This is a genomic window from Ruminococcus sp. NK3A76 (assembly GCF_000686125.1).
GTDB lineage: Bacteria > Bacillota > Clostridia > Oscillospirales > Ruminococcaceae > NK3A76.
On record NZ_JMMA01000002.1, the window covers coordinates 2,911,396 to 2,933,898 of the forward strand.

A 22,503-nucleotide genomic window follows, 5' to 3' on the forward strand; every position below is an offset into this window, starting at 1 on the left:
GCCGATGCGCTCTTTATGCGTAGCATCTTGCGATTATATATGCTGTATATGCGCAGTAGCAGGATACCATTATGATGCCCTCGATGCGTGAGGTGCTCTTGCCGGTCTTGGCAAAGCAGAAGGTCATTACCGAAACGGCTATGAGTATAGCTGCATCTATCAGAAGATCCTTATCGACTGCTATAGGCGAGAGGGTCGATGCGATACCGAGGATAAAGAGGATATTGAATATCGACGAGCCGACTGCGTTGCCTATCGCAATGCCGGAGTTGCCCTTCTTTGCAGCGACTATACTTGTCACAAGCTCAGGCAGCGAGGTGCCGATAGCAACTATCGTAAGGCCTACGAGCGTCTTGCTCATGCCGAAGTTCTCGGCTATCTTTGATGCGTTGTCTACTACCATATCGCCGCCGAACATTATCGCAGCAGCTCCGCCTATGATATATATGATACTCAGCCATATGGGGATTATCTTAAGCTCCTCATCATCCTGCCCTGACTTAAGAGCCGAGCGGACGAGCACGATTATATAGGCAACTATGCCTGCAAGAAGTATGATACCCTCATATCTTGCGACCTTGAGTCCTATCATTGCAACAAACATCAGTATTGAGCAGGCGATGTTCCAGAACATATCACGCCCGAGTATTTCCTTTGGCGAGGGCACGGGCTTGATTATTGCACATATGCCTATTACCATGAGCAGGTTGAAGATATTCGAGCCGATGACGTTACCGAGCGAGATATCTGCATTGCCCGAGAGGCCTGCCGATATGCTGACCGCTGCCTCGGGGCAGCTGGTGCCGATAGAAACGATAGTCAGACCCACTATAACAGAGGGGACTTTGAGGATACCTGCAACTGAGGAAGCGCCGTCTACAAAGAAATCAGCGCCCTTGATAAGCAGGACAAAGCCGACTATCAGCAGAAGATACATCATATATTTATCAGATCCTTTCTTTTGCAGCAGGACATAAAAATCAAGACTCCTACTGCACAACAAAAATGCGGTAAAAGTCTCGTCATAATGAAAACACCCCCTGCCGCCCGGCTCGTAAAGAGCGTGCTGACGAACGACAGGACGAAAGGAAAGACCTTTCGCTGACTACTCCCAATTATCAAGGAAATTATAACACATTGTCAGTCAATTGTCAAGGATTTTTTATGTCCGTGGAGATGTATGCTTAGTCTTTGCAAAATACTGTATAATTCTGTTAATATTTGTTACAATTTTGACATTGCATTATCAGGAAAATGGTGCTATAATAAATCGTATATAAATAAAACATCAAACCAAAAGGAGACAACTATGATTACTCACATTTTAAAGGCTGTATGCGTGCTTTGCACGGCGGCGTGTGCGGCGGCGGCTTTTGCTTCGTGCGGTGACAGCTCATCATCAGGTTCTTCGGGATCATCGGGCTCATCATCGGGCTCGTCTCATATAAGCCATGAGTCAGGCAGCACGTCTGACGGGCAGCAGGAGGAGCTCACGGCAAAGGAGTACATCGACAAGGTGCTCGAAAACTTCCCGGATCACTTATTTGACACGACAACTGCCAAGGGCGACACGGCGGCAGACGGGTTCGATGCCTACTGCAAGAAGCTGTATCTCGGCACGATGCCTGACGATCTTTCAGACGGTGCGATAAGCTACGCTACGCAGGGCGGCAATGCTGACGAGGTGTCGGTCTTAAAGGCAGCCGACCCCGACAAGCAGTCAGAGCTCACAGACATACTGAAACAGCGGCTCGATATGCGCCACCACGACTTTGAAGGCTACAAGCCCGAGGAGCTGCCGAAGATAGAAAAAGCAAAGATATTCGAGGCAGGCGGCTACAGCATTCTCGTTATAGCAGACAATGCCGAAGACATTGAAAAGGCCTTTGAGGAGACCGCAGGCAACTGACGGATCATAGGAGAAATGACAAAGGAGATATGACAAATGAAAAAGGCACTGGTATTCAGCGTATGTCTCGGGCTGGTAATATCGCTCTCAGGATGCTCGAAGGCAGAGAGCAGCGAGGTTTCCAAGGAAGAAAGCAGCTCGTCCGCAGCAGCTTCGCAGGAGGATAACGTAGAGCTGTTAAAGAGGATAGACGACCAGCAGAAGCTGATAGACGAGCAAAGCAAAAAGCTCGACAAGGCTGAGGAGATACTCAACAAGATGTTTGCTCCGGAGGGAACGCAGAGCGTATTCTCCGAGGATTTTGACATAAACGAGCTAAGCTCCCTGAGCGGTGATGTTCACCCGATATACGACGACACGGCTGTAGTTGAAGCATACAAGAGCGGTGATGACTCAAAGCTGACAGACGACAAGGACAAATTCATTCTCAAAACGGCTGCCAAGGCCATAAAGGACAACATCAAGGACAAGATGACCGACTTTGAGAAGGAAAAGGCTATATACGACTATGTTTTCTCGCAGGGGCGCTATGACGAGGGCAACCTTGCGGCTATCCCCCACACGGCAGATTACAGCCACACCCCCTACGGCGTACTGCACGACCACACGGCCATTTGCGTCGGCAATGCCACGACCTTCAAGCTGTTTATGGATATGCTCGGTATCGACTGCAAGATAATCCACTCGACAGAGACAGGCGAGCACGCTTGGAACATGGTTAAGTTAGACGATGAATGGTATCACGTTGACATAACCTTTGACGGCGGCTCTGCAAAGCCTGCTTACTCACAGTTCAACGTCACAGACGAGACCAAGGAGCAGGCCGGCTATCCGTGGAGCAGGGACGAATTCCCGGAGGCCAAGAGCGTAAAATACAACTTTGCTGTAATGAACGCAAAGAAGGTAGACTCCTTCTACGACACAGCAGCGCTTTTCCAGAAGGCGATAAAAGACAAGAAGCAGTTCTGCTACTTCAAGCTGAAGCTCACCGACACCGAAAAGAAGACCGAGGGCGTGGCTTACTACTACAACTCGATAATGTCTGAGATAGGCTATCAGATAGGCGGCGGTGTATGCGACTGCAACGCCATACAGGGCTTTGTAAATGACGGATACTACTACGGCGGCATCTCGATAGTTTATGCAGGCGAGTACCAAGCCGACCTGGAGGACGAAGGGCAGAGATACGACTTCTCAAGCATTCAGCTTGATTACGGCAAGCTATATGACAGCTACTTAAACACCTTCGGCGTCTCGATAGACACATCGCTTTTCAGCACTGAGTACAACGGTTAACGAACATATAAAAATAACCCCCGTGGGCTTTCATCACAAAGCCCACGGGGATACTTATTTTTATCAGCTTTCAGAGAGCATATCGCCCATATCGTACATACCGGCTTTTCTGCCTGCGAGGAAAACTGCGGCGTTTACCGAGCCTGCTGCGAAAACGCTCTTTGAGTGCGCCTCGTGCTTAAGGCTTATCACCTCGTCACGGCCTGCAAAGAGTATCTCGTGCTCGCCGACTATCGTGCCGCCTCTTACAGCGTGCATACCTATCTCCTGGGGCTTACGCTTTGCCCTTACCGAGTGGCGGTCATAAACGAGCTCGTAGCGGTCGTTTGCTTCCTCGTTTATTGCGTTTGCAAGCATTATAGCTGTGCCGGAGGGAGCATCTATCTTCTGGTTATGGTGCTTCTCTATTATCTCGATATCGAACTGCTCGCCGAGCACGCTTACTGCCTTTTTAGCAAGCTGTGCGAGAAGGTTTATACCGAGCGAGAGGTTGAATGTAAAGAACACGGGGATAACAGCAGCAGCCTCGTTTATCTGAGCTATCTGCTCCTTGCTGTAGCCTGTTGTTGCTATAACTACCGGCACGCTGAATGCCTTGCAGTAGTCAAGCAGGCTGTCAAGCGCTGCGGGGTTTGAAAAGTCGATGATGACATCGGGCTTTTCAGCGAGCTTTGTGTATGTATCAACTATCGGGAAATCAGCATACTGCTCCCCTGCTACGTCAACGCCTGCGATGACTTTGATATCGTCACGGTTTGCGCATATATCTGCGATAACTCTGCCCATTTTGCCGCAGGCACCGCTTATAACTACATTTGTCATTTTGATTACTTCCTTTCCGGATAACAGGTCACAGGTCACAAATGCCCATTCGGGCGTGTTTGGGAAAAGCATTCCTACGGTTAACAGGTAGTGTCGGATAAACAGACCGAATGGCCATAAGTCCTGCGCTGAGCAGAACACCATACTTGTTACCTGTTACTTGTTACTTGTTACCTGAGAATAGTCCTGTCAAGTCTTAAACTTATAAAACAGGGGCGGAAGACCGCCCCAATTGTCTTACTTTACCTTGCCTACAAGACCAAGCTCGTTCATCTTGGCTGTGAGCTTTGCTATCTTGTCGTCAGACATCTTTGTAAGAGGAAGTCTGCACTCGCCGGCCTTGAAGCCCATGATATTGAGAGCTTCCTTTACAGGTATCGGGTTTACGTCGCAGAAAAGGCCGTTTGAGTTTGCAAACTCTAAAACCTTGTTCATCTTTGCCTGTGCCTCGGGGAACTTGTTATCAAGGCAGAGGGCAGCTATCTCGTGAGTCTCGGCAGGCATAACGTTTGAAAGAACGGATATTACGCCCTTGCCGCCGAGAGCCATGATAGGAACTATCTGGTCGTCGTTGCCCGAGTAGATAGTAAGGTCATCGCCGCAGAGGGCTGCAACACGGGCTATCTGTGAGATATTGCCGCTTGCTTCCTTGACTGCCACGATATTCTCTACCTTTGCAAGCTCCTTTAATGTCTCAGGAAGGATATTCACACCTGTCCTGGAAGGAACATTATAAAGGATTATCGGGATATTTACAGCATTTGCGATAGTTGTATAGTGGATAATAAGACCCTGCTGTGAAGCCTTGTTATAGTAAGGCGAAACGAGCAGGAGTGCGTCAGCGCCGAGCGCCTCAGCGTCCTTTGAGAGCTTTACTGCGAAAGCTGTGTCGTTTGAGCCTGTGCCTGCGATAACAGGAACTCTGCCTGCTGTCTTCTCGACTGCATATTTGATGCAGGCAACGTGCTCTTCCTCGGTCATTGTTGCGCTCTCACCTGTTGTACCGCAGATGATGATAGCGTCTGTACCGTTTTCGATCTGAAAATCTATAAGTCTGCCGAGCTCATCGTAGTTGATAGAGCCGTCGGCAAACATAGGTGTGACGATTGCAACGCCGGCACCTGTGAAAATTGTCTTTTTCATTGGTATTCCTCCTTATCTGAAATGCATAAATTTTTGTGTGGGCTTCGCCCACGTTATGCCCATTCGGGCTGCCGCCTGACGGCAGCGTTTTTGTGATCGGATATACTATGGTCAATGATAGCTTTAAGATCCGTCCTGCGCAGCAGGACACATTCATTATGCATTATGCATTCTTAATTCTGCATTAATCAAAGTAGCCCTTAGCAGCAAGAAGCTCTGCGAGCAGAACTGCGCCGCCTGCTGCACCTCTTAATGTGTTGTGCGAGAGGCATACGAACTTATAGTCATACTGAGTATCTTCTCTGAGTCTGCCGATAGATACTGCCATGCCGCCCTCGAGGTTACGGTCAAGTCTTGCCTGAGGTCTGTCGTTCTCCTCGAAGTAATTTAAAAACTGCTTGGGAGCAGAGGGAAGCTGGAGCTCCTGGGGAACGCCTGCGAATTCCTTCCAGCACTGGAGTATCTCCTCCTTAGTGGGCTTCTTCTCGAAGCTGGCAAATACAGCAGCAGTATGGCCGTCGGAAACGGGAACTCTTAAGCACTGTGCAGTGATAGAAGGCTCTGTTGCGTCAACTATCTTATCGCCCTCGATATGACCCCAGATCTTCATAGGCTCCTGCTCGCTCTTTTCTTCCTCGCCGCCGATATAGGGGATAACGTTATCGAGTATCTCAGGCCATGTCTCGAAAGTTCTGCCGGCACCGGAGATCGCCTGATATGTGCAGGCAAGAGCCTTGGTTACCTTGAACTTGTTATGGAGAGGTGCAAGTGCAGGAACATAGCTCTGGAGCGAGCAGTTGGACTTGACTGCGATAAAGCCTCTCTTTGTGCCGAGGCGCTTTCTCTGAGCTGCGATGATCTCGATATGGTCGGGGTTTATCTCCGGGATGACCATAGGAACATCGTCTGTATGTCTGTGAGCGGAGTTATTGGAAACTATCGGGCACTCAGCCTTTGCATACTTTTCCTCTAAAGCTCTTATCTCGTCCTTCTTCATGTCAACAGCGCAGAAGCAGAAATCTACCATGGAAGCTATCTTCTCAACATCTTCCTCAGCGTTGAGTATCACCATATCAGCCATAGACTCAGGCATGGGGTCTTTGAGCTTCCACTTAGAGCCTGCTACCTCTTTATATGTCTTACCTGCCGATCTTGCAGATGCAGCAAGACAAACTACGTCAAACCACGGGTGCTTATCAAGAAGCAGAGAAAATCTCTGACCTACCATACCCGTTGCGCCGATGATACCCACCTTGTACTTTTTCATCTTAAAATCTCCTTTCGCCGCTGCACTTGACTTTACAGCTATAATATGCTATAATTGGTTTTTAGTGCAGAGGTCACATAAAAAAAATAAACCGACTGCGAATAGTCGGTCACCAAATGCATTTTTTGAAATGTCACACTTATTGCGGCAGCACTCCATCATACATAATGATGACAGCCGACAGCCTGTTAAGCTGGCGTCCAGCAAAGAAGCTCCCACACTCCATGCTTCGGCAATCTCGCCTTTCACACTCAGCCTTGGGGGCTTTTGATCGAGTGCTACTGATCTTGACTGCGCCTCTATCCGTACTAATATAATAGCAGATTATTTTTCATATGTCAATAGCTTTACGGATTTTTTTGTTTATTTGCAGGAATTAATTGCCTTTATCGCACAATGCACATTGCACAATGCACAATTCTGGGGCGGTTTGTGGGAAAAATCCCCCGGCAATGTTGTCGGCGCAGTATGCGAAGGGGGTGGCGGCAGCTACGCTGACGCAGGGGGGCGACCGCAAAGCCCCCAATAAGCCGCCGCAGGCGCACCTCAATTGTGCATTGTGCATTGTGAATTGTGCATTGAAACACATCATCAAGGAGGAAAACTCATGGATATATCAAATATGCTCCGCTCGGACTTTTACTATGAGCTGCCGCAGGAGCTGATAGCGCAGACACCGATAGAGCCGAGAAACGCTTCAAGACTGCTCAAAGTTGACAGGCGCACTGGCAAATGCACGCACGACCGGTTCTACAACCTGAAAGAATATCTAAACCCCGGCGACCTGCTGGTAGTCAACGACTCACGAGTGCTGCCTGCAAGGATATACGGCGAAAAAGCTGACAACGGCACGTTCATAGAGTTCCTGCTCGTCGAGCAGCGTGGCGAGAACGAATGGGAGATACTCTGCCGCCCGGGCAAAAAGGCAAAGATAGGCACACGCTTCGTTTTCGGCGGAGGGATACTCTCGGCCGTGATAACCGACGTGCTTGAAGACGGCAACCGCATAGCAAAGTTTGAGTGCGAAAAGGGCAGCTTCTTTGCAACGCTTGACCAGATAGGCCAGATGCCGCTGCCGCCCTACATAACCGAAAAGCTAAAGGACAAGGAGCGCTATCAGACAGTCTACTCAAACGAGCCGGGCTCGTCTGCCGCACCGACAGCCGGGCTGCACTTTACAAAGGAGCAGATGGCTGACATAGAGGCTATGGGTGTAAACATAGCATACGTCACACTTCACGTCGGGCTTGGCACATTCCGCCCGGTAAAGGAAGACAGGGTGCTCGACCACAAGATGCACCGTGAGCATTACGAGATACCCGAGCGCACAGCAGAGCTTATAAACAAGACAAAGGCAGCAGGCGGCCGTGTGATAGCAGTTGGTACTACAAGCTGCCGCACACTTGAGAGCGTGGCGACCTTTTACAAGGAGATAAAGCCCTGCGAGGGGTATACCGACATATTCATCTACCCCGGGTATGAATTCAAGGTGCTCGACGGGCTGATAACCAACTTCCACCTGCCGGAGAGCACGCTTATAATGCTCGTATCGGCATTCTTGGGGTATGAGAACACGATGAACGCATACAAGGTGGCTGTCGAGGAGAAATACAGATTCTTTTCCTTCGGCGACAGTATGTTCATCAGCTGAGGAGGCAAGCTATGCAGTTTAAAAAAGGTACAGGCTGGAAGGCCTGCTATGACGAAGAGACTTTTACATTTACCGCCGAGAGGGGCTCTCGGGGCTTTTATCAGCTCTACGAGATAACAAAGGACATTTACGACCGGCTCGGAGCAGACGATGAAGCCGCCGGCAAGCTGATAAGCAGCGGCAGGTGCCTGTTCGAGGCTGATGATGATTACTACACGCCGCCTTATTATATGGTATTTGACGAGCGCTATGCAGATATTGCCCCGTGGGCAGATGCAAAAAGGCGTGCAGAGGCAACAGACGAGCTTAACAGAAGATCCAGAGAACGTGAGGAAGCCGCAAAAGCCGAGCAGGAAAAGCAGCTTAAACTCCTCCCCTTTTACAAGGCCATACTTGATGCTGATACAGCGCCGATAGTTGTCTGCACTCCGGGGCACGAAATAGTGTACATGAACCCTGCCGCCTGCGAAAGGTATGCAAAACGGGGCGGAAAAGACCTTATCGGCAAGAACCTGCTCGACTGCCACAACGAGAATTCAGCAAAGATGATAGACAAGGTGGTTGATTTCTTTCTGCTGTCAAACAAGAACAATATCGTCCACACATTCTACAGCGAAAAGGAAAACAAGGACGTATACATGGTAGCCCTGCGTTCTGAGATCGGCGGACTTATGGGCTACTACGAAAAGCACGAATACCGCACAAGGGACACCTCAAAATTTTACGACATGGGAGACTAAAGATGTTTAAACTTCTCAAAAAAGACGGCTATGCAAGGCGTGGAGAATTTACAACTGTTCACGGCACTATACAGACACCTGTTTTTATGAATGTCGGCACGGCGGCGGCTATCAAGGGCGGCGTTTCGTCCGTTGACCTTAACAACGAGCTGAAAACTCAGGTCGAGCTTTGCAACACCTATCACCTGCACGTCCGTCCCGGCGATGAGATAATCTACAAAATGGGCGGCCTTCAAAAGTTTATGAACTGGCACAAGCCGATACTCACAGACAGCGGCGGATTTCAGGTCTTCTCGCTCGCAAAGCTGAGGCGCATCAAGGAAGAAGGCGTATACTTCAACTCGCACGTTGACGGGCGCAAGATATTCATGGGGCCTGAGGAGAGTATGCAGATACAGTCGCACCTTGCATCGACCATCGCAATGGCTTTTGACGAATGCGTTGAGAACCCGGCCGAGCACGCCTACTCAAAGCAAAGCTGCGAGCGCACGACACGCTGGCTCGAACGCTGCATAAAGGAAATGAAGCGCCTAAACTCACTTGAAAGCACCATAAACCGTGAGCAGATGCTCTTTGGCATAAATCAGGGCTGCACATACGACGACCTGAGGATAGAGCACATGAAGGTGATAAGAGAGCTTGACTACTGCGCAGGCTTTGCAATAGGCGGCCTTGCCGTCGGCGAGCCGACCGAGGTGATGTATCACGTCATCGAGCAGGTAGAGCCATTCATGCCGGTGGACAAGCCGAGGTACTTAATGGGTGTAGGCACCCCCTCTAACATAATAGAAGCCGTATACCGTGGAATTGATATGTTTGACTGCGTAATGCCCTCACGAAACGCAAGGCACGGAACTATCTTCACATGGAACGGCATCATGCACGTTGCCAACAGGCGCTACGAGACAGACCCAAGGCCGATAGACGTTGAATGCGACTGCCCTGTATGCCGCAATTTTTCGAGAGCATATGTAAGGCATCTGTTCAAGGCAGGCGAGCAGCTGGGCGGAAGGCTGGCGGTCATGCACAATCTGTATTTCTACAACACGCTCACCGAGAAGATACGTCAGGCGATAGACGAGGGCAGGTATGAGGAATTCAGAAACACCTACTCACCAAGGCTTGCATCGCATCTTGAAGACTGAGCACGCATAGGCCGTGTGCATACGGAGAGTTTGTATTCTGACTGTAATATGTTGCACGGATCTGCGCAGGGGGACGACCGCAAAGGCATATACTGATATATCACAGGAACACTTTTGTAAAAATGTAAAAAGAATAAAAAAATCAGCGGCAAAACTGTCCGGAAGGCGGTTTTGCCCTTGAAATTTTACAGCGTTTATGTTATAATAAACGAGGCGGCCTTTCTTTGCTGTTAAAGCGGCAGAAAAGGCCGGGCAACTGCATCTTGCGGCAATGCCGCACAAAGGAAGTGAGAGCGCTTGGGAAAGATAATATCCGTAATAACCCAGAAGGGCGGTGTCGGCAAAACGACGACCGTCAATGCCCTTTGCGCCACACTTTCAAGGAAGGATTACAGGGTGCTCGCCATTGACATGGACCCACAGGGCAACCTCTCCTTCTCGACAGGTGCCGAGACTGACTCAAAGCCCACGATATACGAGCTGATAAAAGGCGATGTGACTGTCAAGGAAGCGATACAGAGAATGAGCATGACGGACATCGTGCCGTCAAACATACTCCTCTCGGGCATCGAGCTTGAATACACCGGCAAGAACAGAGAATTCCTGCTATACACAGCCTTAAAGGAAGCGCAGGCGTTTTACGACTACATCATAGTCGATTCACCGCCGGGGCTTGGCATTCTCACGGTAAACGCCCTTACTGCGTGCGATTACGTCATCATACCGATGATGCCGGATATCTTTTCACTACAGGGTCTTACCCTCGTTTACGAGACGATAGACTACGTCAAGCACACGATAAACCCCGGTATAGAGATAGCCGGCGTTCTGATAAACCGCTACGTCAAGCGCTCAAAGCTGCACAAGGAGGTATACGGCACGGCAAAGATGATATGCCAGAAGCTGCACATACCCCTTTTCGAGACGGTGATAAGAAACTCGACCGCTCTCGCCGAAGCGCAGGCTTTACAAATGGACATAACCGAATACGCAAGGCGCAGCACCGGCACGAAGGACTTCTCAGCGCTGGTGAGCGAGCTTGAAAGATACGGTATGGTAAAGCACCCGTATTAGTCAGGTAACAGGTAACAAGTAACAGGTAACAGGTATTGTGTCCTGCTTACGCAGGATGTATGCCCATTCGGGCTTATAGGGCATAGAGTTTACCTAATATCTGAAATACTGTAGGGTACAAGGCCGAATGGCCATAAGCGCCCGCAGGGCGCACCTTACCTGTTACCTGTTACCTGTGACCTGTTACCTGAAAGAGAGGTGTTACTATGGCAAAGACAAGGAAAGATATAAACAAGCAGGCGATGTTCTCAAAGATCATGCCGTCGGGAGATTCTGCGCACACAGTAGCGCCGAATGTCAAGAATATGCAGCCCTTTGACCCGTATGAGGACGAGAGGGACAAGCGCTCTGCCGAGGTAAAAGAGGAGCTTGCAAGGCAGCACCTCACCCCGGAGGAGATAGAGGCTATGAAAAAAGCCGAGGAGGAAGCTGCCAGGAAAGAACAGCAGCAAAGCGCTCCCAAAGCCGAAGCGCCCGATGTCGAGGAGATAATAAGCACCTACTCGAAGGACGGCAAGCAGGAAGCAGCAAAGCCTGCCGCACAACCCGACGCAGAAGACAAACCAAAGCCCCAGAAGCAGCCCGAGCCTGCACCGGCTCCGGCACCTGCACCGGCACCTGCCCCTGCGCCCGAGCCGCCAAAGCCTGACACGACAGTAAAGGTGATAAACATTCACGAGCGAATGGTGGCAAGCAGGATAGAAGCGGCGCTCAAGAAATTCGGCTGCTGCTCATGCACGCTATGCCGCAACGATGCTATGGCAATGGCGCTCAACACCGTCAGCCCGAAGTACATCGTGACGACTGAGGCGGACGTTGAGGCTCTGCTCAAAAACGAGAGCCCTGACGAGGTAACGCAGGCGATTTCCAAGGCTATACTTCACGTCAAGGCCAACCCGAGGCACTGAAACGCTGCTGCGCAGCTCAGTGAAGAGTGAATAGTGAATAATGAATAGTTAAGAATAAGATGAACCTGTATAATAAAACTACACATTTGAAGTTAATAATGATATAATATAAAAAAGGAGTTGGCTTCAAATGAGCACACATGGAGAAAACAGTCGGGAATTCAAATTTAAGATCATGGAACTGCACTTCAAAGATAACATATCTGTGAAAGTGTTATCCGAAAAATTCGCAATACCGGAGCAAACGATCTACACATGGCGCAGAGAGTACAGAAAGTACGGCGAGGATGCATTTGTAGGCTGTGGGAAACAGCGTCCGCAGGATGCAGAACTTAGGCGATTGAAGAAAGAAAACGAAAAGCTCAGGATGCAGGTAGAGATCTTAAAAAAAGTTGCGGCATATCAGGCAGAGCAAGAGTCAAAGAAAAGATAGATGACTTGCGGGCGAGAGGATTGGATAAATATCCGATCAATCTGGTATGTCAGACTCTCGGGATAAGTACAAGATCATATTATGACCGAAAGGAAAACCCTCACAGCAACAAAGAAAAAGAAGATCTGGAGCTTGTAGAGAAAATGCAGACGATCTTCGCTGAAAGCTATGAGGAGTATGGCAGAGTGCGTATGAAAAAAGCACTTGAAGAAGCCGGATACCCGATGAGTGAGGGGAAAGTCGGAAGGCTGATGCGTCAAGGAAATATGTACCCGAAAAAATGCAAAAAATATAGGGCAACGACCAACAGCAGGCACAAGTATCAAGTTGCAGAAAATCTTCTTGACCGCAATTTTAATGCTGATAAGCCAAACCGAAAGTGGTGCGGAGACAGCACTTACATATGGACAGACGAAGGCTGGCTGTACGCAGCAGGGATAATAGACCTATGTGCACGTGATTGTGTCGGATTAAGCTTTAGCAGCAAACACACGCAGGAACTGATGATCGATTCGCTTGATCAGGCATTCAAAAAATACAAGCCGGGCGAAGGACTGCTGTTCCATTCTGACCGAGGCGTGCAATATGCTTCCAATGCATACAAAAACAAGCTTCAAAAGTACAAGATGATCCAAAGTATGTCTCGAAGCGGTGTGCCATATGACAATGCACCTATGGAAAGCTTCTGGGCAACGGTCAAAAATGCCTGTGTACATGGCTGTAGGTTCAAAACGAGGAAGGAAGCCGAGCTAAAAATATTTGAATACGTCTTTGGCTTTTACAACACACATCGTTATCACAGCTCAAACGGCTTAAAAACGCCATATGAGCTCAGAAATGAAAAGCTTTCTATTGGCTGATATCAATAGTTTTATTAACTTTATGTGTGCAGAAAACTTGACAGGTTCAAAGAATAAGAGGTACCGCTGCTGCGATACCTCTGTTTTTGTTTATTCTTTAATCCTGCCTTTTGGCACAGTGTACTTATGTGTGCATACAATGAGCAAGCAGTTAACAGATGGTTAATTCAAGAAAAAGCCTTTTGGGGTATTTAATTTTAAATATTCCGGCCGATTACTATTATGTAAGTTATAACCACTTTCCCCAGAGGGGGTGACTTTATGAACGTAAACAGCATATCAGGCGGCAGGCCTGTGTTTTCTGCTGCGGCATTATCTAAAGTCACCGCTGCAAAGGGTGACATCAAGTCCGGCACCGAGGTAAAGGACTCAGTCGAGATATCGGCGGAGGGTATGGAAAGGTTTCAGGAAAGTGCGGCTGTGCAGCAAAACGACTATTCGGCGGCACTTGACAGGCTGAAAGAGCAGTTCCCCGGCATGAAGTTTTCGGTCGGCACGGGGCTTACAGGAAAGAGCGCTGCCAACAGCGGCGACAATGCTGACCGCTGGGCTTTCAAGGTAAGCGAGGGCTTTCTTGAAAAGGCAGCCGGCGACCCGGCATACACGCAAAAGCTGCGTGACATTCAGAAAGCCACAGCGTTTGCCGAGAGCTTTTCAAAGGCGCTCGGAATGAAGACCACATACTGCGAGAACTTCATTGACGACGAGGGAAACCTGCACCATGCATCAGTCCTTGTGAAGAATGACGAGCTTAACGAGGAGCTTCGTGCGCAGGCGCAGGAGAATGCTGAGAAGCTGCTTTCCGCTGTGCGTGAGAAGAACGCTGAGGCTGCCGACAGGCTTGCTTCACTCATGAGCGAGGCGCAGCAAAAGGGCGTACTTATCCTTGACGAGGAGGACATGAAGCTATTCGGCGAGGCTGCAAAGGCGCTTGAAGCCACAGAGGGCGAAGCCGAGGACGTGGGCGGCGACGAGGCCATTGGATCGGAAAAGGTAAGCGGCTGTGTTGCGATAAACGCACAGAAGCTCGCACGAATGCTCGCTGCGGCCAAAACACGCAGTCAGATACGGGCGATAATGGCGAAGATACAATCAGACCTCAAAGAATGCGAGACCGGCAAGGCGCAGGGGCTTGACGTAGACGAAGCATCAGTCTCGGCGGCAGAGTCTCTGCTTTCGCAGGCCAAGTCGCAGATGGCGACGGCTGATGACCGTGAGCCGACCCCGGAGGAGGAAATGGCGCAGGCTATGGCGTCTTTAATGTAAGAACAGTAAACAGTTGAGCACTACTGTTAACTGAATAAAATGCCAATGATTTTACAGGGAGGTGAAATTTATGGAGGTAGGCGGTGTATTCTTTAGTACGAATGCGGCCACTGTCATGAAGACGGGCGAAGCGCTCGCAAACTATGAAAAGTATGAGGAAAAAGTCGAGAGCGAGGAACAGGCTTCCTCCACGGCAGTAAAGCAGGACACCTACACCAAGAGCGAGGAGCAGGTGCAGAGCGACAGCGGCATCTACAGCAGAGAGACCATTCAGAAGACCGTTGAGCAGATGGAGGAGCAGCGTGCTGCGGCTATGCAGTCGATGATCCAGGAGATGCTCGGCGAGCAGGCCAAGGCGGCAGGGCTCAAATACTTCGGGCCTGACAAGACGCTCTCGCTGTCGGACATCACGCAGGAGGACATCGACGAGGCGCAGAAGTCGATCGAGGACGGCGGCTACTGGTCGGTAGACAGCGTTGCCACGAGGATAATGGACATGGCAAAGCTGCTTGCAGGGAATGATGCGAGCAAGCTGTCAACGCTCAAGGATTCTATCATCAAGGGCTTCGGCGGTGCGGCAGAGCTGCTCGGCAAGAAGGGTCTTGACGATATGCCCGACATCACAAGGCAGACCTACGACGAGGTCATGAAGCGCTTTGATGAATGGGAGGCTGAGCTCACCGGCGGCAGCGCCGAATAATGATTTGCCTATAGAATTATGCCATATAAAAGACACGCAGGGCGAGAGCGTTTTGAACCCTGCGTGTTTTTCTTTGCCCCGGTGCATTGTGAATTGTCACGAAAACTGCCCCTGCCTATTTATGCAATACTCCGAAATACTGTGGCGGCATTGAAAAGCAATAGGTTTTATGATATAATCAATATGCAAAACACCACACCGAAAGGGGAATATGCATGAAGTTATTCAAAAAGCTGACCGCACTTATCTCGGCGGCGGCTATAGCTGCGGCGGCCATTCCTGCGATGCCTGTGACAAAGGCTGATGCTGCCAACAAGACCGCTTCACAGATACTATACGAAATGGGGCTCGGCTGGAACCTTGGCAACTCGCTCGATTCGACAGGCCCGGGCGACAACTCCGAGGAAAACTGGAGCAACCCGAAGATAACTAAAGACCTTATAGAGTTCGTACACTCGCAGGGGTTTTCAAGCATACGAATACCTGTGACCTGGGGCTATCACATGGACAGCAGCCACAAGATATCCGCCTCATACATGAAAAGGGTCAAGGAGGTAGTTGACTACGCATACAATGAGGGAATGTACGTCATCATAAACATCCACCACGACAACGAGGTAAAGAGCGACGGCAATTACTTCTACCCGGACAATGCGCACAAGGACGTTTCCGAAGCGTTTGTCAAGAGCGTATGGACACAGGTGAGCGAGACATTCAAAAACTACGACGAGCACCTTGTATTTGAAACGCTCAACGAGCCGAGACTTAAGGGCACGGGCGAAGAATGGTGGTTCCCGGTGGACAATCCGCCGTCTAACGTACAGGAAGCTGTAGGCGTTATAAACACTCTCAATCAGGACGCAGTAGATGTGATAAGAGCATCGGGCGGCAACAACAAGACAAGGCTCATAATGTGCCCGGGCTATGATGCATCGCTTGACGGTGCGACTGTTGCAGGCTTCAGACTGCCAAATGACAGCAGCAGCATGACAGGCGTATCCATTCACGCATACACGCCATATGACTTCGCCATGAACACCAAGGAATGGGAAGGCGCAGTATCCGTATACAACGACAGCATCAAAAGCCAGCTTGACTGGTTCTTCTCACAGGTAAAGAGCAAGGTGCTCGACAAGGGCATGGTCTGCTACATAGGCGAGTTCGGTGCAACGAACAAGAACAACGACTCTGAGCGCTGCAAGTGGGCAGAGGACTACACCTCGAAGGCAAAGGCTCTCGGCATACCTGTATATCTATGGGACAACAATCTGTACGGTGTCGGCGAGGAGAACTTCGGCATGATACAGCGAAACAGCCTGACAGTTGCTTACCCGAGCTACCTCAAGGCTCTTTCCAAGGCTTATCCTGTGACGGCTCCGGCGAAGATACCGGGCGATGTTAACGGCGACAAGACTGTAGACTTAAAGGACGGCCTGCTCTTACAGCAGCATCTTGCCGGCTGGAAGGTGGCTGTCAACAAGACAAATTCCGATGTTAACGGTGACGGCGTGATAGATCTCAAGGACGGAATACTGTTAAAGCAGTATCTTGCCGGGTGGAAGGTAACGCTGAAATAACATAAAAAATCAGACCGCACTCGTAAAAAAAACGGGTGCGGTCATGTTTTATTCACTTATCAGAAGCGGCGTAGATTTTTACGATTTTACTGTAGCTTTATCCAACAAAGCTCTTAAGGCAATACCGCACAACCACCGACGGATACCATTGTGTGCCATCTACTTGCGGATTTTCCGTCATATCACACAGAAAATTCTTGCCATACGGTAGTATGCCTGCGAATTTTCTATGCAATCTGACGAAAAATCCGACTGCGCATCTGACACACAATGGTCGTGCGGTATTGCCTTAAGCATCGGAATGATGATCTGCGGCTCGTTTATCAGAAAATCCCCGGTCGAGGTCAACAGACACGATACAAAGCAGGCAGAGCCTATGCCCTGCCTGTTTTTACCTATATCATATCATGCTGTGCGCTCATATCATGTCATCTGATGCTCCATATGATGCTCCAAGGTACTTGCACGCTCAGGGGCGTTCTCCTGTATAGCCTGCTCGTTTATCATGGTCTTTGCAGTGTCTGCAAGGCGCTTGAAGATACGGTTGCCGACACCCTGCACCTCCTGGGTCATTATCTTAAGATCCGTCCAGCTCTTGACATCGCTCATCATTCTCTGGAAATCATCTCTTGTCTTGATATCATTGGCGGCAGCTTCGATATTTGCGCCGTTCTCGCCGTACATATCCTTTTCAAGCTCTTTTCTTTCCTCGACAGTCATAGTTCCATCTGCTGCCTGATAGCTCTTTATCGTTCTGCCGATAGTCTTTACAGCGAGTGCCTTGGCTATCTGATCTTCGACCAGTTTCTTTGCATCGGCAAAATCTTCAGCCGTGTCCTTCTGGAACTGAGCAGGGTCTGTGCCGGGAGGGCATTCCTTGATGTCTATCTCTGAGATAGCACCGTTTATCTTGTTTATCTCCTTCATTTCGGTATCGAGGGTAGACATATCATCGACCTGCTTTTCAGCAAGCTCGTTCTCGTAGTTCTGAAGCATCTTTATCTCATCTTCTGACAAGGTGTTGTTCTGCACTACCTGATCGACATGGTCCTTTACTTCGGGGTCAAGCATATTGCCTGATGCCTCCTGAAGCTGGTTGAGAAGGATAACTCTCTCGATAAACGCTGCTGCTATCATCTGCTTTTTCTTCTCGTCGTCCTTCCTGGTATAGCCTGCTGTGCTGAGGTCTTTATTGAGGAATGTGATATCATCGTATTCCTTGTTCTTGTCGCAATGCTTGATGAGCTTATCTACACTTTGTGTAAGCAGGTCATTACCCTTGACGTTCTTCTTTAATGCTTTGAGTTCCTGTAAAAAGCTGTTTATTGGCTTTGGCATATTGATACACTCCTTCTAAGGTTTTGTTTTTGGGGTCTTTCATAAGTAATACCCCCAAAATGCTCTATCGGGTGCAGAGAAAATACAAAAACTATCCTGTTGCTATATACATTATCCCGAGAAGCAGCAGATACGCCGCCGGCGGAATGGCAAACACCCACCACTTCACACGTTTTGTCTGTATCTCGATGCCCTTTGACCTGGCGTAGCGCTCAAAGTCAGAGCGTGCCGTCATATACGCTGCGACCACAAGGAGATAGATGATGACCATTACCGGCAGTATCCATATCCTGCGGCTGTTTATCTTGCGTGAGCGCTCTGAGCACTTGACGCAGACAAGCTCTGTATAGCCGGGGACAAGCAGCTTTTTCTCGGCAAACTCATGCCCCTCGGCAGGTATCTCCTCGTCCTTAGCTATGCCGCCGCAGCGCTCGCAGTATTTTACACGCCTGCCGGAATTGACACAGCTGCTCTCAGACAACACCTGCCACTCGCCGCCGGAATGGGTCACAAACTCGCCTGCCTCAGACACACACACTGTCTCCCACTCGCAGACAAAGCCGAAGTTTATGCAGTTTTCCGCCTCGGAGCTTTGAGAGCCCGAATAGGTCTGTGCGACCCAGCGCCCCTTATCGTACTTATCAAGGCTATTGTTTATGGCTGCAAAATACGCATCATTGTCTTTGTTGTTGGGCTTTTTAGTTGTCCAGTCGTGAAAACGCTCCATACTGTCGCCGTTTTCCCACGTCCAGCCGTCCTTGGCGAGCAGAGCGCCTATCCAGTACATATTGCTGCTGCCGTTTTTGTCTATCAGGTCATTTACAAACTTCTGCTCGTCCTTGTTGTTTACGCAGGCAAGGTGGCCGCCTAAGCTCTTGCATAGCTTTGATGCATCGCCACGTTCGAGATGGATATCAAACACCATATAATAGCTTTTGCCAAGGCGCTTGCTCTTGCCGTTCTCGACCCACTCCTCGCCCTTTTCTGACGAAAAGTCCGAGACCTTGGTGCCGCTGTCCCACTCGCAGATATACGCAGTGCCGTCCTTGCCGAAGGTGCCGCTTTTCCACGAGCCGTCTTCAAAATCATCAGAATACTGTGCCACGCTGCCCGACTTGCCGCCCTGCTTATCGGAAGCCCAGTTTGTGTAGCTTGACTTTTCGCCGTTTGCCCACTTCCACTTGCCGTCGGTCATGGTAAGGCCAAAGAAGACATTGCTATACCCCTCATCCACGCAGAGGTCATGAAGCAGCTCGTCTTCCTCCTCGGAGGTTATCGTAGCGAGGTGGCCGCCACGCTTTTCGCAGAACTTCTCTGCCTTGTCGGCTGTGGCTTTTTTGAAGCCTGCGAGGTCATCATATATTTTATAGTAATGCCCGCCAAGCTGCACCGCATCGTCAGGCACAGCCGTCATCACCTGCCCGGCCTTACAGCCGATTCTGCAAAATGACGACATCAGCAGCATCACCGGAAGAATAAGTATAAGTATCTTTGCTGACGCTCTTTTCATCATGCGCCTCCGTTCATTGGGTCGCAGGCAGCCTCGCCGCCCGGAAGGTCAGTGCTTTTTACCGAAGTGGAAGGACGGCTTTCTGCCGGCTGCGCTGCCTTCTATATCGTTCATAAGTTTGTTAAGGTCTGCTTTACGCTCCTGTGGGTCATCGCAGTTTTTTGAGATATACTGCATCACCTCGGGGCTTTGCGTGCTGCGCCTTACATCGGCGAGCTTTACCCGAAACTCCGAGAGCAGCCTTCCGACAGCCCTTGCATCGAGCTTACATTCCTTTACCGACATTGCAAGTGTCTCGCCTATGAGCACCGGCGCATTCTTGCCGCCACGCTCTGCGAGCACGGTTATCCACTCTAAAAATACATCGCTGAGTATTTCCTCGCTGCTTGCGTCCTTTGTATCGACGAACATATCATAATTTACCTCGAGCGCCGTGCCGATGGTTATGCTCCTCAGTGCAAAAGCGCCGCCGAGCACTCTTATGCACTCGCTTCTGCCGGGCTTTTCTAAAATATCAAAGTTTATCTTCATTATCGAGCTTGGCGCAAGGCACATTCTGCGCACGTCTGGCTCGTCGGCATAGCGGCTGACAAACAGCAGCGTGACCATATTGCCAAGGTGCCCTCTCAGCTCCTCCTGAGGGTATTCAAGCTCTGATGCCATTTCAAGCAGGTGCAGCGCCGGACGGCCTGTAAGACCGTATGCGCCGTATTCCTTTGCGGCGATGCTGTAGTAGTCTGCGCAAAGCAGTGCCATATCGACACAGTCTGTCTTGCCGCAGCGCCTTGCAAAGGAGAAGACAAGATATATCCCCTCACAGCTGGGCTCGCCGCCGTCGATATGCTCTTCAAGGTCGGTGATGAACATATCAAAGCAGTCATCAAGTATTCCGTCTGAGCGGCAGACTATCCTTTCAAACACCTCTGCCCTTTCTGCCGCCTCGTCAGGGAGTGACGGGGCTTGCAGGATACAGGCGCAAAGCCTTTCACGCTCGCCGACCCTGCCGGCAAAAGCCGCCGCATGGTGTATCATCTCGGCAGACGTATCGTTTATGCAGAGTGCGGCTGTGCTTCTTATTATCTCCGGGCATATATCGGGGCGGTGCATAGATTTTAGGTACATATCCTCCAGGAATGCCGCTTTGTCAGCCGGGGCTTCGAGCATTTCGGCAAAGCCGTCTATCACCTTCCGCCTGCTGTCGCCGCTTACAAAGAACAGCTGCTTGAGTGCGAGGTCATCAAAAGCCTCGATAAGCTCCTCATCTGTGCCGTAGAAACGGCTGCTGTCGCAAAGGCTCCTGTAGATGCAGTCGGCAAGCTCTGTGAACTTCCAGCCGGAGTCCTCGGCAGGTGTCATCTGCAATATGCCCTCGACCGTGAATGCCGTCACGAGCGCCTGGCCGATGCTCTCGCTGCTGCGCTCAAACAGGCAGGCTATCTGCTCTTTGAGCCTGTAGTAATCGTCGCACGCCGTGCCCTTAGTCGTGATAAGGCTTATAAGGAAGGAGATATAGTGGGTCTTTACATACTCCTCGTCCACCTTGCCGTTTTCGATACCCTGCTGCGAAACGCTGAGTATATCGGCAAATGAAGCGCCCTCCCTGCCTGCGTCTATCGTACAGGCAAATGCTATGCCAAGCAGCTGGCGGAGCGCATCTGCGTCCATATATTTAAGTGCAAAGTCAAATGCATCGGGCAGGTATTTAAGGCTGTGCTCATTTCTGAGCTGGAATATGGTATAGCAGCTGTAGCCCTTTGCGTAGTCGCTGCCGAGCGAGCGGCAGGTCGTTTTGCTGACGATGAAATCGTGGTAGCTTTTAAGTATACGCATATCAGTGCTGAATGCGCTCTCTATGAAGGTGCTGAAATATGCGCAGCTGTCGCCGCTGTCGTGTACATAGCCATGTTCAAGATCAAACACAGCCGATGCAGGGTTATCACGTTCATAGGCAAAGCTGTAGTTGGTGGCTCTTGACGACTTGGGGTCGCCGTTGACCGAGGGGGTATATGCGCCGCAGAACATCACGTCGTCATACACCGCCGAGAAATCATCGGAATTACAGCCGAAAAAGCTATATGTCCTGAAGGTAAAGCGCTTTGCAGTCTCGGCCGGGAACACGAGCGACAGTGCGGCTATCCAGAAGATGATGTTTTCCTTTTTGTCGCACACTATCATGCGCTTAAGGTCGCCGCCGTCGTTTATCTGCATCAGTGAGCCGATCATCGAGCAGAGAGCCGGCAGGCGGTCTTCCTCCTCCAGAAAGCTCTCTATATCCTCTGCTGTCGGGGCAGCGTCGCCGGGCGTAATGCTTGCAGGGGGTGTAAGGAAAGGTGCAGGCTCGTCGGGGGCATTAAGGAAAAAGCTGCGCTCGAAGTCTACAAACAGCTCACGGCTGCCGCAGTATTCATACGGGTAGCCTTCAAGCTCGTCAGCCGGCAGCACAAGGGTGTTTACAAGTATATTGCCGTCACGGGTGAGCGGCGAAAGGTCACGGCCTAAGTTCCTGCCGAAGGTAAGCGCTGCAAGCTCTTTGCCGCCGGCATCTGCCGTGGTGTATCCAAAGCAGACAGGGTGATGCTCCCTTATACGCTTTGCTTCTATCTCGTCACGCTTGCTAAGCTCCTGCTCGTCCTTTTCCCACCAGCAGTCGGAATTTCTCGGCGAGATATAGCCTGAAGACACAGCTGCGAGCCTGCTGCTGTCATGAAGCAGCCTCTCCATGCCGGGGGTGGTCGAATAATACCCGAACCCTGTGGAACGGGTATCACGCCGCACCTTTGTATGAGTGTAAATTGCCTGTTCGATATTCATGTTATCACCTTTTTGTATAGGTCGGAAACATCACGGCAGCACAGCATTTAGCG

20 protein-coding genes and 1 riboswitch are annotated in these 22,503 nt (G+C 50.2%); of the genes, 13 read left to right on the forward strand and 7 right to left on the reverse strand.

Going from position 1 to position 22,503, the window contains the following annotated elements; translation table 11 throughout:
• Positions 1-13: 13 nt before the first annotated feature.
• Positions 14-940 carry a calcium/sodium antiporter gene (locus tag CD05_RS0113475; RefSeq protein ID WP_028510927.1) on the reverse strand — a complete coding sequence of 309 codons (927 nt, stop codon included), beginning with the start codon at positions 938-940 and terminating at the stop codon, positions 14-16.
• Positions 941-1,309: 369 nt separating this feature from the next.
• On the opposite strand from CD05_RS0113475, the gene CD05_RS20020 reads away from it, so the two are divergent.
• Both CD05_RS20020 and CD05_RS20025 read left to right on the forward strand, forming a co-directional pair.
• Entirely contained in the window at positions 1,310-1,909 is a 600-nt protein-coding gene (locus CD05_RS20020) for a DUF4358 domain-containing protein (RefSeq protein WP_051589027.1), read from the forward strand.
• A 36-nt stretch (positions 1,910-1,945) separates the two neighbouring features.
• Positions 1,946-3,205, forward strand: a complete 1,260-nt coding sequence (locus tag CD05_RS20025; protein ID WP_028510928.1) for a transglutaminase domain-containing protein — start codon at positions 1,946-1,948, stop codon at positions 3,203-3,205.
• Between the two features lie 63 nt (positions 3,206-3,268).
• On the opposite strand, the gene dapB is transcribed toward CD05_RS20025, so the two are convergent.
• The 3 genes from dapB to asd form a co-directional block, all read right to left on the reverse strand.
• Positions 3,269-4,027, reverse strand: a complete 759-nt coding sequence (gene dapB, locus CD05_RS0113490; RefSeq protein WP_028510929.1) for a 4-hydroxy-tetrahydrodipicolinate reductase — start codon at positions 4,025-4,027, stop codon at positions 3,269-3,271.
• Between the two features lie 237 nt (positions 4,028-4,264).
• Positions 4,265-5,170 (reverse strand): 4-hydroxy-tetrahydrodipicolinate synthase, encoded by a 906-nt coding sequence (gene dapA / locus CD05_RS0113495; RefSeq protein WP_028510930.1) that lies wholly within the window; start codon positions 5,168-5,170, stop codon positions 4,265-4,267.
• Positions 5,171-5,354: 184 nt separating this feature from the next.
• Complete coding sequence (gene asd, locus CD05_RS0113500; RefSeq protein WP_028510931.1) at positions 5,355-6,437, reverse strand: aspartate-semialdehyde dehydrogenase; 1,083 nt, start codon at positions 6,435-6,437, stop codon at positions 5,355-5,357.
• A 140-nt stretch (positions 6,438-6,577) separates the two neighbouring features.
• A riboswitch (Lysine riboswitch) is annotated at positions 6,578-6,747 on the reverse strand.
• 297 nt (positions 6,748-7,044) lie between these two features.
• Here asd and queA point away from each other — a divergent pair.
• The 11 genes from queA to CD05_RS0113555 all read left to right on the forward strand — a co-directional run bounded on the left by queA (position 7,045) and on the right by CD05_RS0113555 (position 17,227).
• Positions 7,045-8,088, forward strand: a complete 1,044-nt coding sequence (queA, locus tag CD05_RS0113505) for a tRNA preQ1(34) S-adenosylmethionine ribosyltransferase-isomerase QueA (RefSeq protein WP_156947489.1) — start codon at positions 7,045-7,047, stop codon at positions 8,086-8,088.
• An 11-nt stretch (positions 8,089-8,099) separates the two neighbouring features.
• Positions 8,100-8,828 carry a PAS domain-containing protein gene (locus tag CD05_RS21185; protein WP_242841270.1) on the forward strand — a complete coding sequence of 243 codons (729 nt, stop codon included), beginning with the start codon at positions 8,100-8,102 and terminating at the stop codon, positions 8,826-8,828.
• Positions 8,829-8,830: 2 nt separating this feature from the next.
• Positions 8,831-9,973 (forward strand): tRNA guanosine(34) transglycosylase Tgt, encoded by a 1,143-nt coding sequence (gene tgt / locus CD05_RS0113515; protein WP_028510933.1) that lies wholly within the window; start codon positions 8,831-8,833, stop codon positions 9,971-9,973.
• A 297-nt stretch (positions 9,974-10,270) separates the two neighbouring features.
• Positions 10,271-11,047 (forward strand): AAA family ATPase, encoded by a 777-nt coding sequence (locus tag CD05_RS0113520; protein ID WP_028510934.1) that lies wholly within the window; start codon positions 10,271-10,273, stop codon positions 11,045-11,047.
• 206 nt (positions 11,048-11,253) lie between these two features.
• Positions 11,254-11,955, forward strand: coding sequence for a late competence development ComFB family protein (locus tag CD05_RS20030; protein ID WP_051589028.1), 702 nt, complete (start codon positions 11,254-11,256; stop codon positions 11,953-11,955).
• A 130-nt stretch (positions 11,956-12,085) separates the two neighbouring features.
• Positions 12,086-12,388 carry a helix-turn-helix domain-containing protein gene (locus CD05_RS0113530; RefSeq protein ID WP_028509370.1) on the forward strand — a complete coding sequence of 101 codons (303 nt, stop codon included), beginning with the start codon at positions 12,086-12,088 and terminating at the stop codon, positions 12,386-12,388.
• A 5-nt stretch (positions 12,389-12,393) separates the two neighbouring features.
• The gene (locus CD05_RS0113535; protein ID WP_242841255.1) at positions 12,394-13,248 is read left to right on the forward strand and encodes an IS3 family transposase; all 855 of its coding nucleotides are present in this window, start codon (positions 12,394-12,396) and stop codon (positions 13,246-13,248) included.
• A 261-nt stretch (positions 13,249-13,509) separates the two neighbouring features.
• On the forward strand, positions 13,510-14,514 hold the full coding sequence (locus CD05_RS20035; RefSeq protein WP_051589029.1) for a DUF6033 family protein: 1,005 nt from the start codon (positions 13,510-13,512) through the stop codon (positions 14,512-14,514).
• Positions 14,515-14,584: 70 nt separating this feature from the next.
• A complete protein-coding gene (locus tag CD05_RS20040; protein WP_028510935.1) occupies positions 14,585-15,214 on the forward strand; it encodes a hypothetical protein in 630 nt (209 codons plus the stop codon).
• Between the two features lie 215 nt (positions 15,215-15,429).
• Complete coding sequence (locus CD05_RS18765; protein WP_051589030.1) at positions 15,430-16,791, forward strand: cellulase family glycosylhydrolase; 1,362 nt, start codon at positions 15,430-15,432, stop codon at positions 16,789-16,791.
• A gap of 229 nt (positions 16,792-17,020) precedes the next feature.
• On the forward strand, positions 17,021-17,227 hold the full coding sequence (locus tag CD05_RS0113555; RefSeq protein ID WP_028510936.1) for a hypothetical protein: 207 nt from the start codon (positions 17,021-17,023) through the stop codon (positions 17,225-17,227).
• Here the strand turns inward: CD05_RS0113555 and CD05_RS0113560 are convergent.
• The 3 genes from CD05_RS0113560 to CD05_RS0113570 all read right to left on the reverse strand — a co-directional run bounded on the left by CD05_RS0113560 (position 17,215) and on the right by CD05_RS0113570 (position 22,450).
• Positions 17,215-18,129 (reverse strand): hypothetical protein, encoded by a 915-nt coding sequence (locus CD05_RS0113560; protein WP_028510937.1) that lies wholly within the window; start codon positions 18,127-18,129, stop codon positions 17,215-17,217. The genes CD05_RS0113555 and CD05_RS0113560 overlap by 13 nt on opposite strands.
• 91 nt (positions 18,130-18,220) lie before the next feature.
• Positions 18,221-19,639, reverse strand: coding sequence for a C-type lectin domain-containing protein (locus CD05_RS18770; RefSeq protein ID WP_037323027.1), 1,419 nt, complete (start codon positions 19,637-19,639; stop codon positions 18,221-18,223).
• 48 nt (positions 19,640-19,687) lie between these two features.
• Positions 19,688-22,450, reverse strand: coding sequence for a hypothetical protein (locus CD05_RS0113570; RefSeq protein WP_028510938.1), 2,763 nt, complete (start codon positions 22,448-22,450; stop codon positions 19,688-19,690).
• Between the last annotated feature and the right edge of the window lie 53 nt (positions 22,451-22,503).

What these genes read in the sequence shown, in the direction of transcription:
- CD05_RS0113475 (WP_028510927.1), bottom strand. Translation starts at nt 940, where the DNA reads ATGATGTATCTTCTGCTGATAGTCGGCTTTGTCCTGCTTATCAAGGGC.
- CD05_RS20020 (WP_051589027.1), top strand. Translation starts at nt 1,310, where the DNA reads ATGATTACTCACATTTTAAAGGCTGTATGCGTGCTTTGCACGGCGGCG.
- CD05_RS20025 (WP_028510928.1), top strand. Translation starts at nt 1,946, where the DNA reads ATGAAAAAGGCACTGGTATTCAGCGTATGTCTCGGGCTGGTAATATCG.
- dapB (WP_028510929.1), bottom strand. Translation starts at nt 4,027, where the DNA reads ATGACAAATGTAGTTATAAGCGGTGCCTGCGGCAAAATGGGCAGAGTT.
- dapA (WP_028510930.1), bottom strand. Translation starts at nt 5,170, where the DNA reads ATGAAAAAGACAATTTTCACAGGTGCCGGCGTTGCAATCGTCACACCT.
- asd (WP_028510931.1), bottom strand. Translation starts at nt 6,437, where the DNA reads ATGAAAAAGTACAAGGTGGGTATCATCGGCGCAACGGGTATGGTAGGT.
- queA (WP_156947489.1), top strand. Translation starts at nt 7,045, where the DNA reads ATGGATATATCAAATATGCTCCGCTCGGACTTTTACTATGAGCTGCCG.
- CD05_RS21185 (WP_242841270.1), top strand. Translation starts at nt 8,100, where the DNA reads ATGCAGTTTAAAAAAGGTACAGGCTGGAAGGCCTGCTATGACGAAGAG.
- tgt (WP_028510933.1), top strand. Translation starts at nt 8,831, where the DNA reads ATGTTTAAACTTCTCAAAAAAGACGGCTATGCAAGGCGTGGAGAATTT.
- CD05_RS20030 (WP_051589028.1), top strand. Translation starts at nt 11,254, where the DNA reads ATGGCAAAGACAAGGAAAGATATAAACAAGCAGGCGATGTTCTCAAAG.
- CD05_RS0113530 (WP_028509370.1), top strand. Translation starts at nt 12,086, where the DNA reads ATGAGCACACATGGAGAAAACAGTCGGGAATTCAAATTTAAGATCATG.
- CD05_RS20035 (WP_051589029.1), top strand. Translation starts at nt 13,510, where the DNA reads ATGAACGTAAACAGCATATCAGGCGGCAGGCCTGTGTTTTCTGCTGCG.
- CD05_RS20040 (WP_028510935.1), top strand. Translation starts at nt 14,585, where the DNA reads ATGGAGGTAGGCGGTGTATTCTTTAGTACGAATGCGGCCACTGTCATG.
- CD05_RS18765 (WP_051589030.1), top strand. Translation starts at nt 15,430, where the DNA reads ATGAAGTTATTCAAAAAGCTGACCGCACTTATCTCGGCGGCGGCTATA.
- CD05_RS0113555 (WP_028510936.1), top strand. Translation starts at nt 17,021, where the DNA reads ATGCAATCTGACGAAAAATCCGACTGCGCATCTGACACACAATGGTCG.
- CD05_RS0113560 (WP_028510937.1), bottom strand. Translation starts at nt 18,129, where the DNA reads ATGCCAAAGCCAATAAACAGCTTTTTACAGGAACTCAAAGCATTAAAG.
- CD05_RS18770 (WP_037323027.1), bottom strand. Translation starts at nt 19,639, where the DNA reads ATGAAAAGAGCGTCAGCAAAGATACTTATACTTATTCTTCCGGTGATG.
- CD05_RS0113570 (WP_028510938.1), bottom strand. Translation starts at nt 22,450, where the DNA reads ATGAATATCGAACAGGCAATTTACACTCATACAAAGGTGCGGCGTGAT.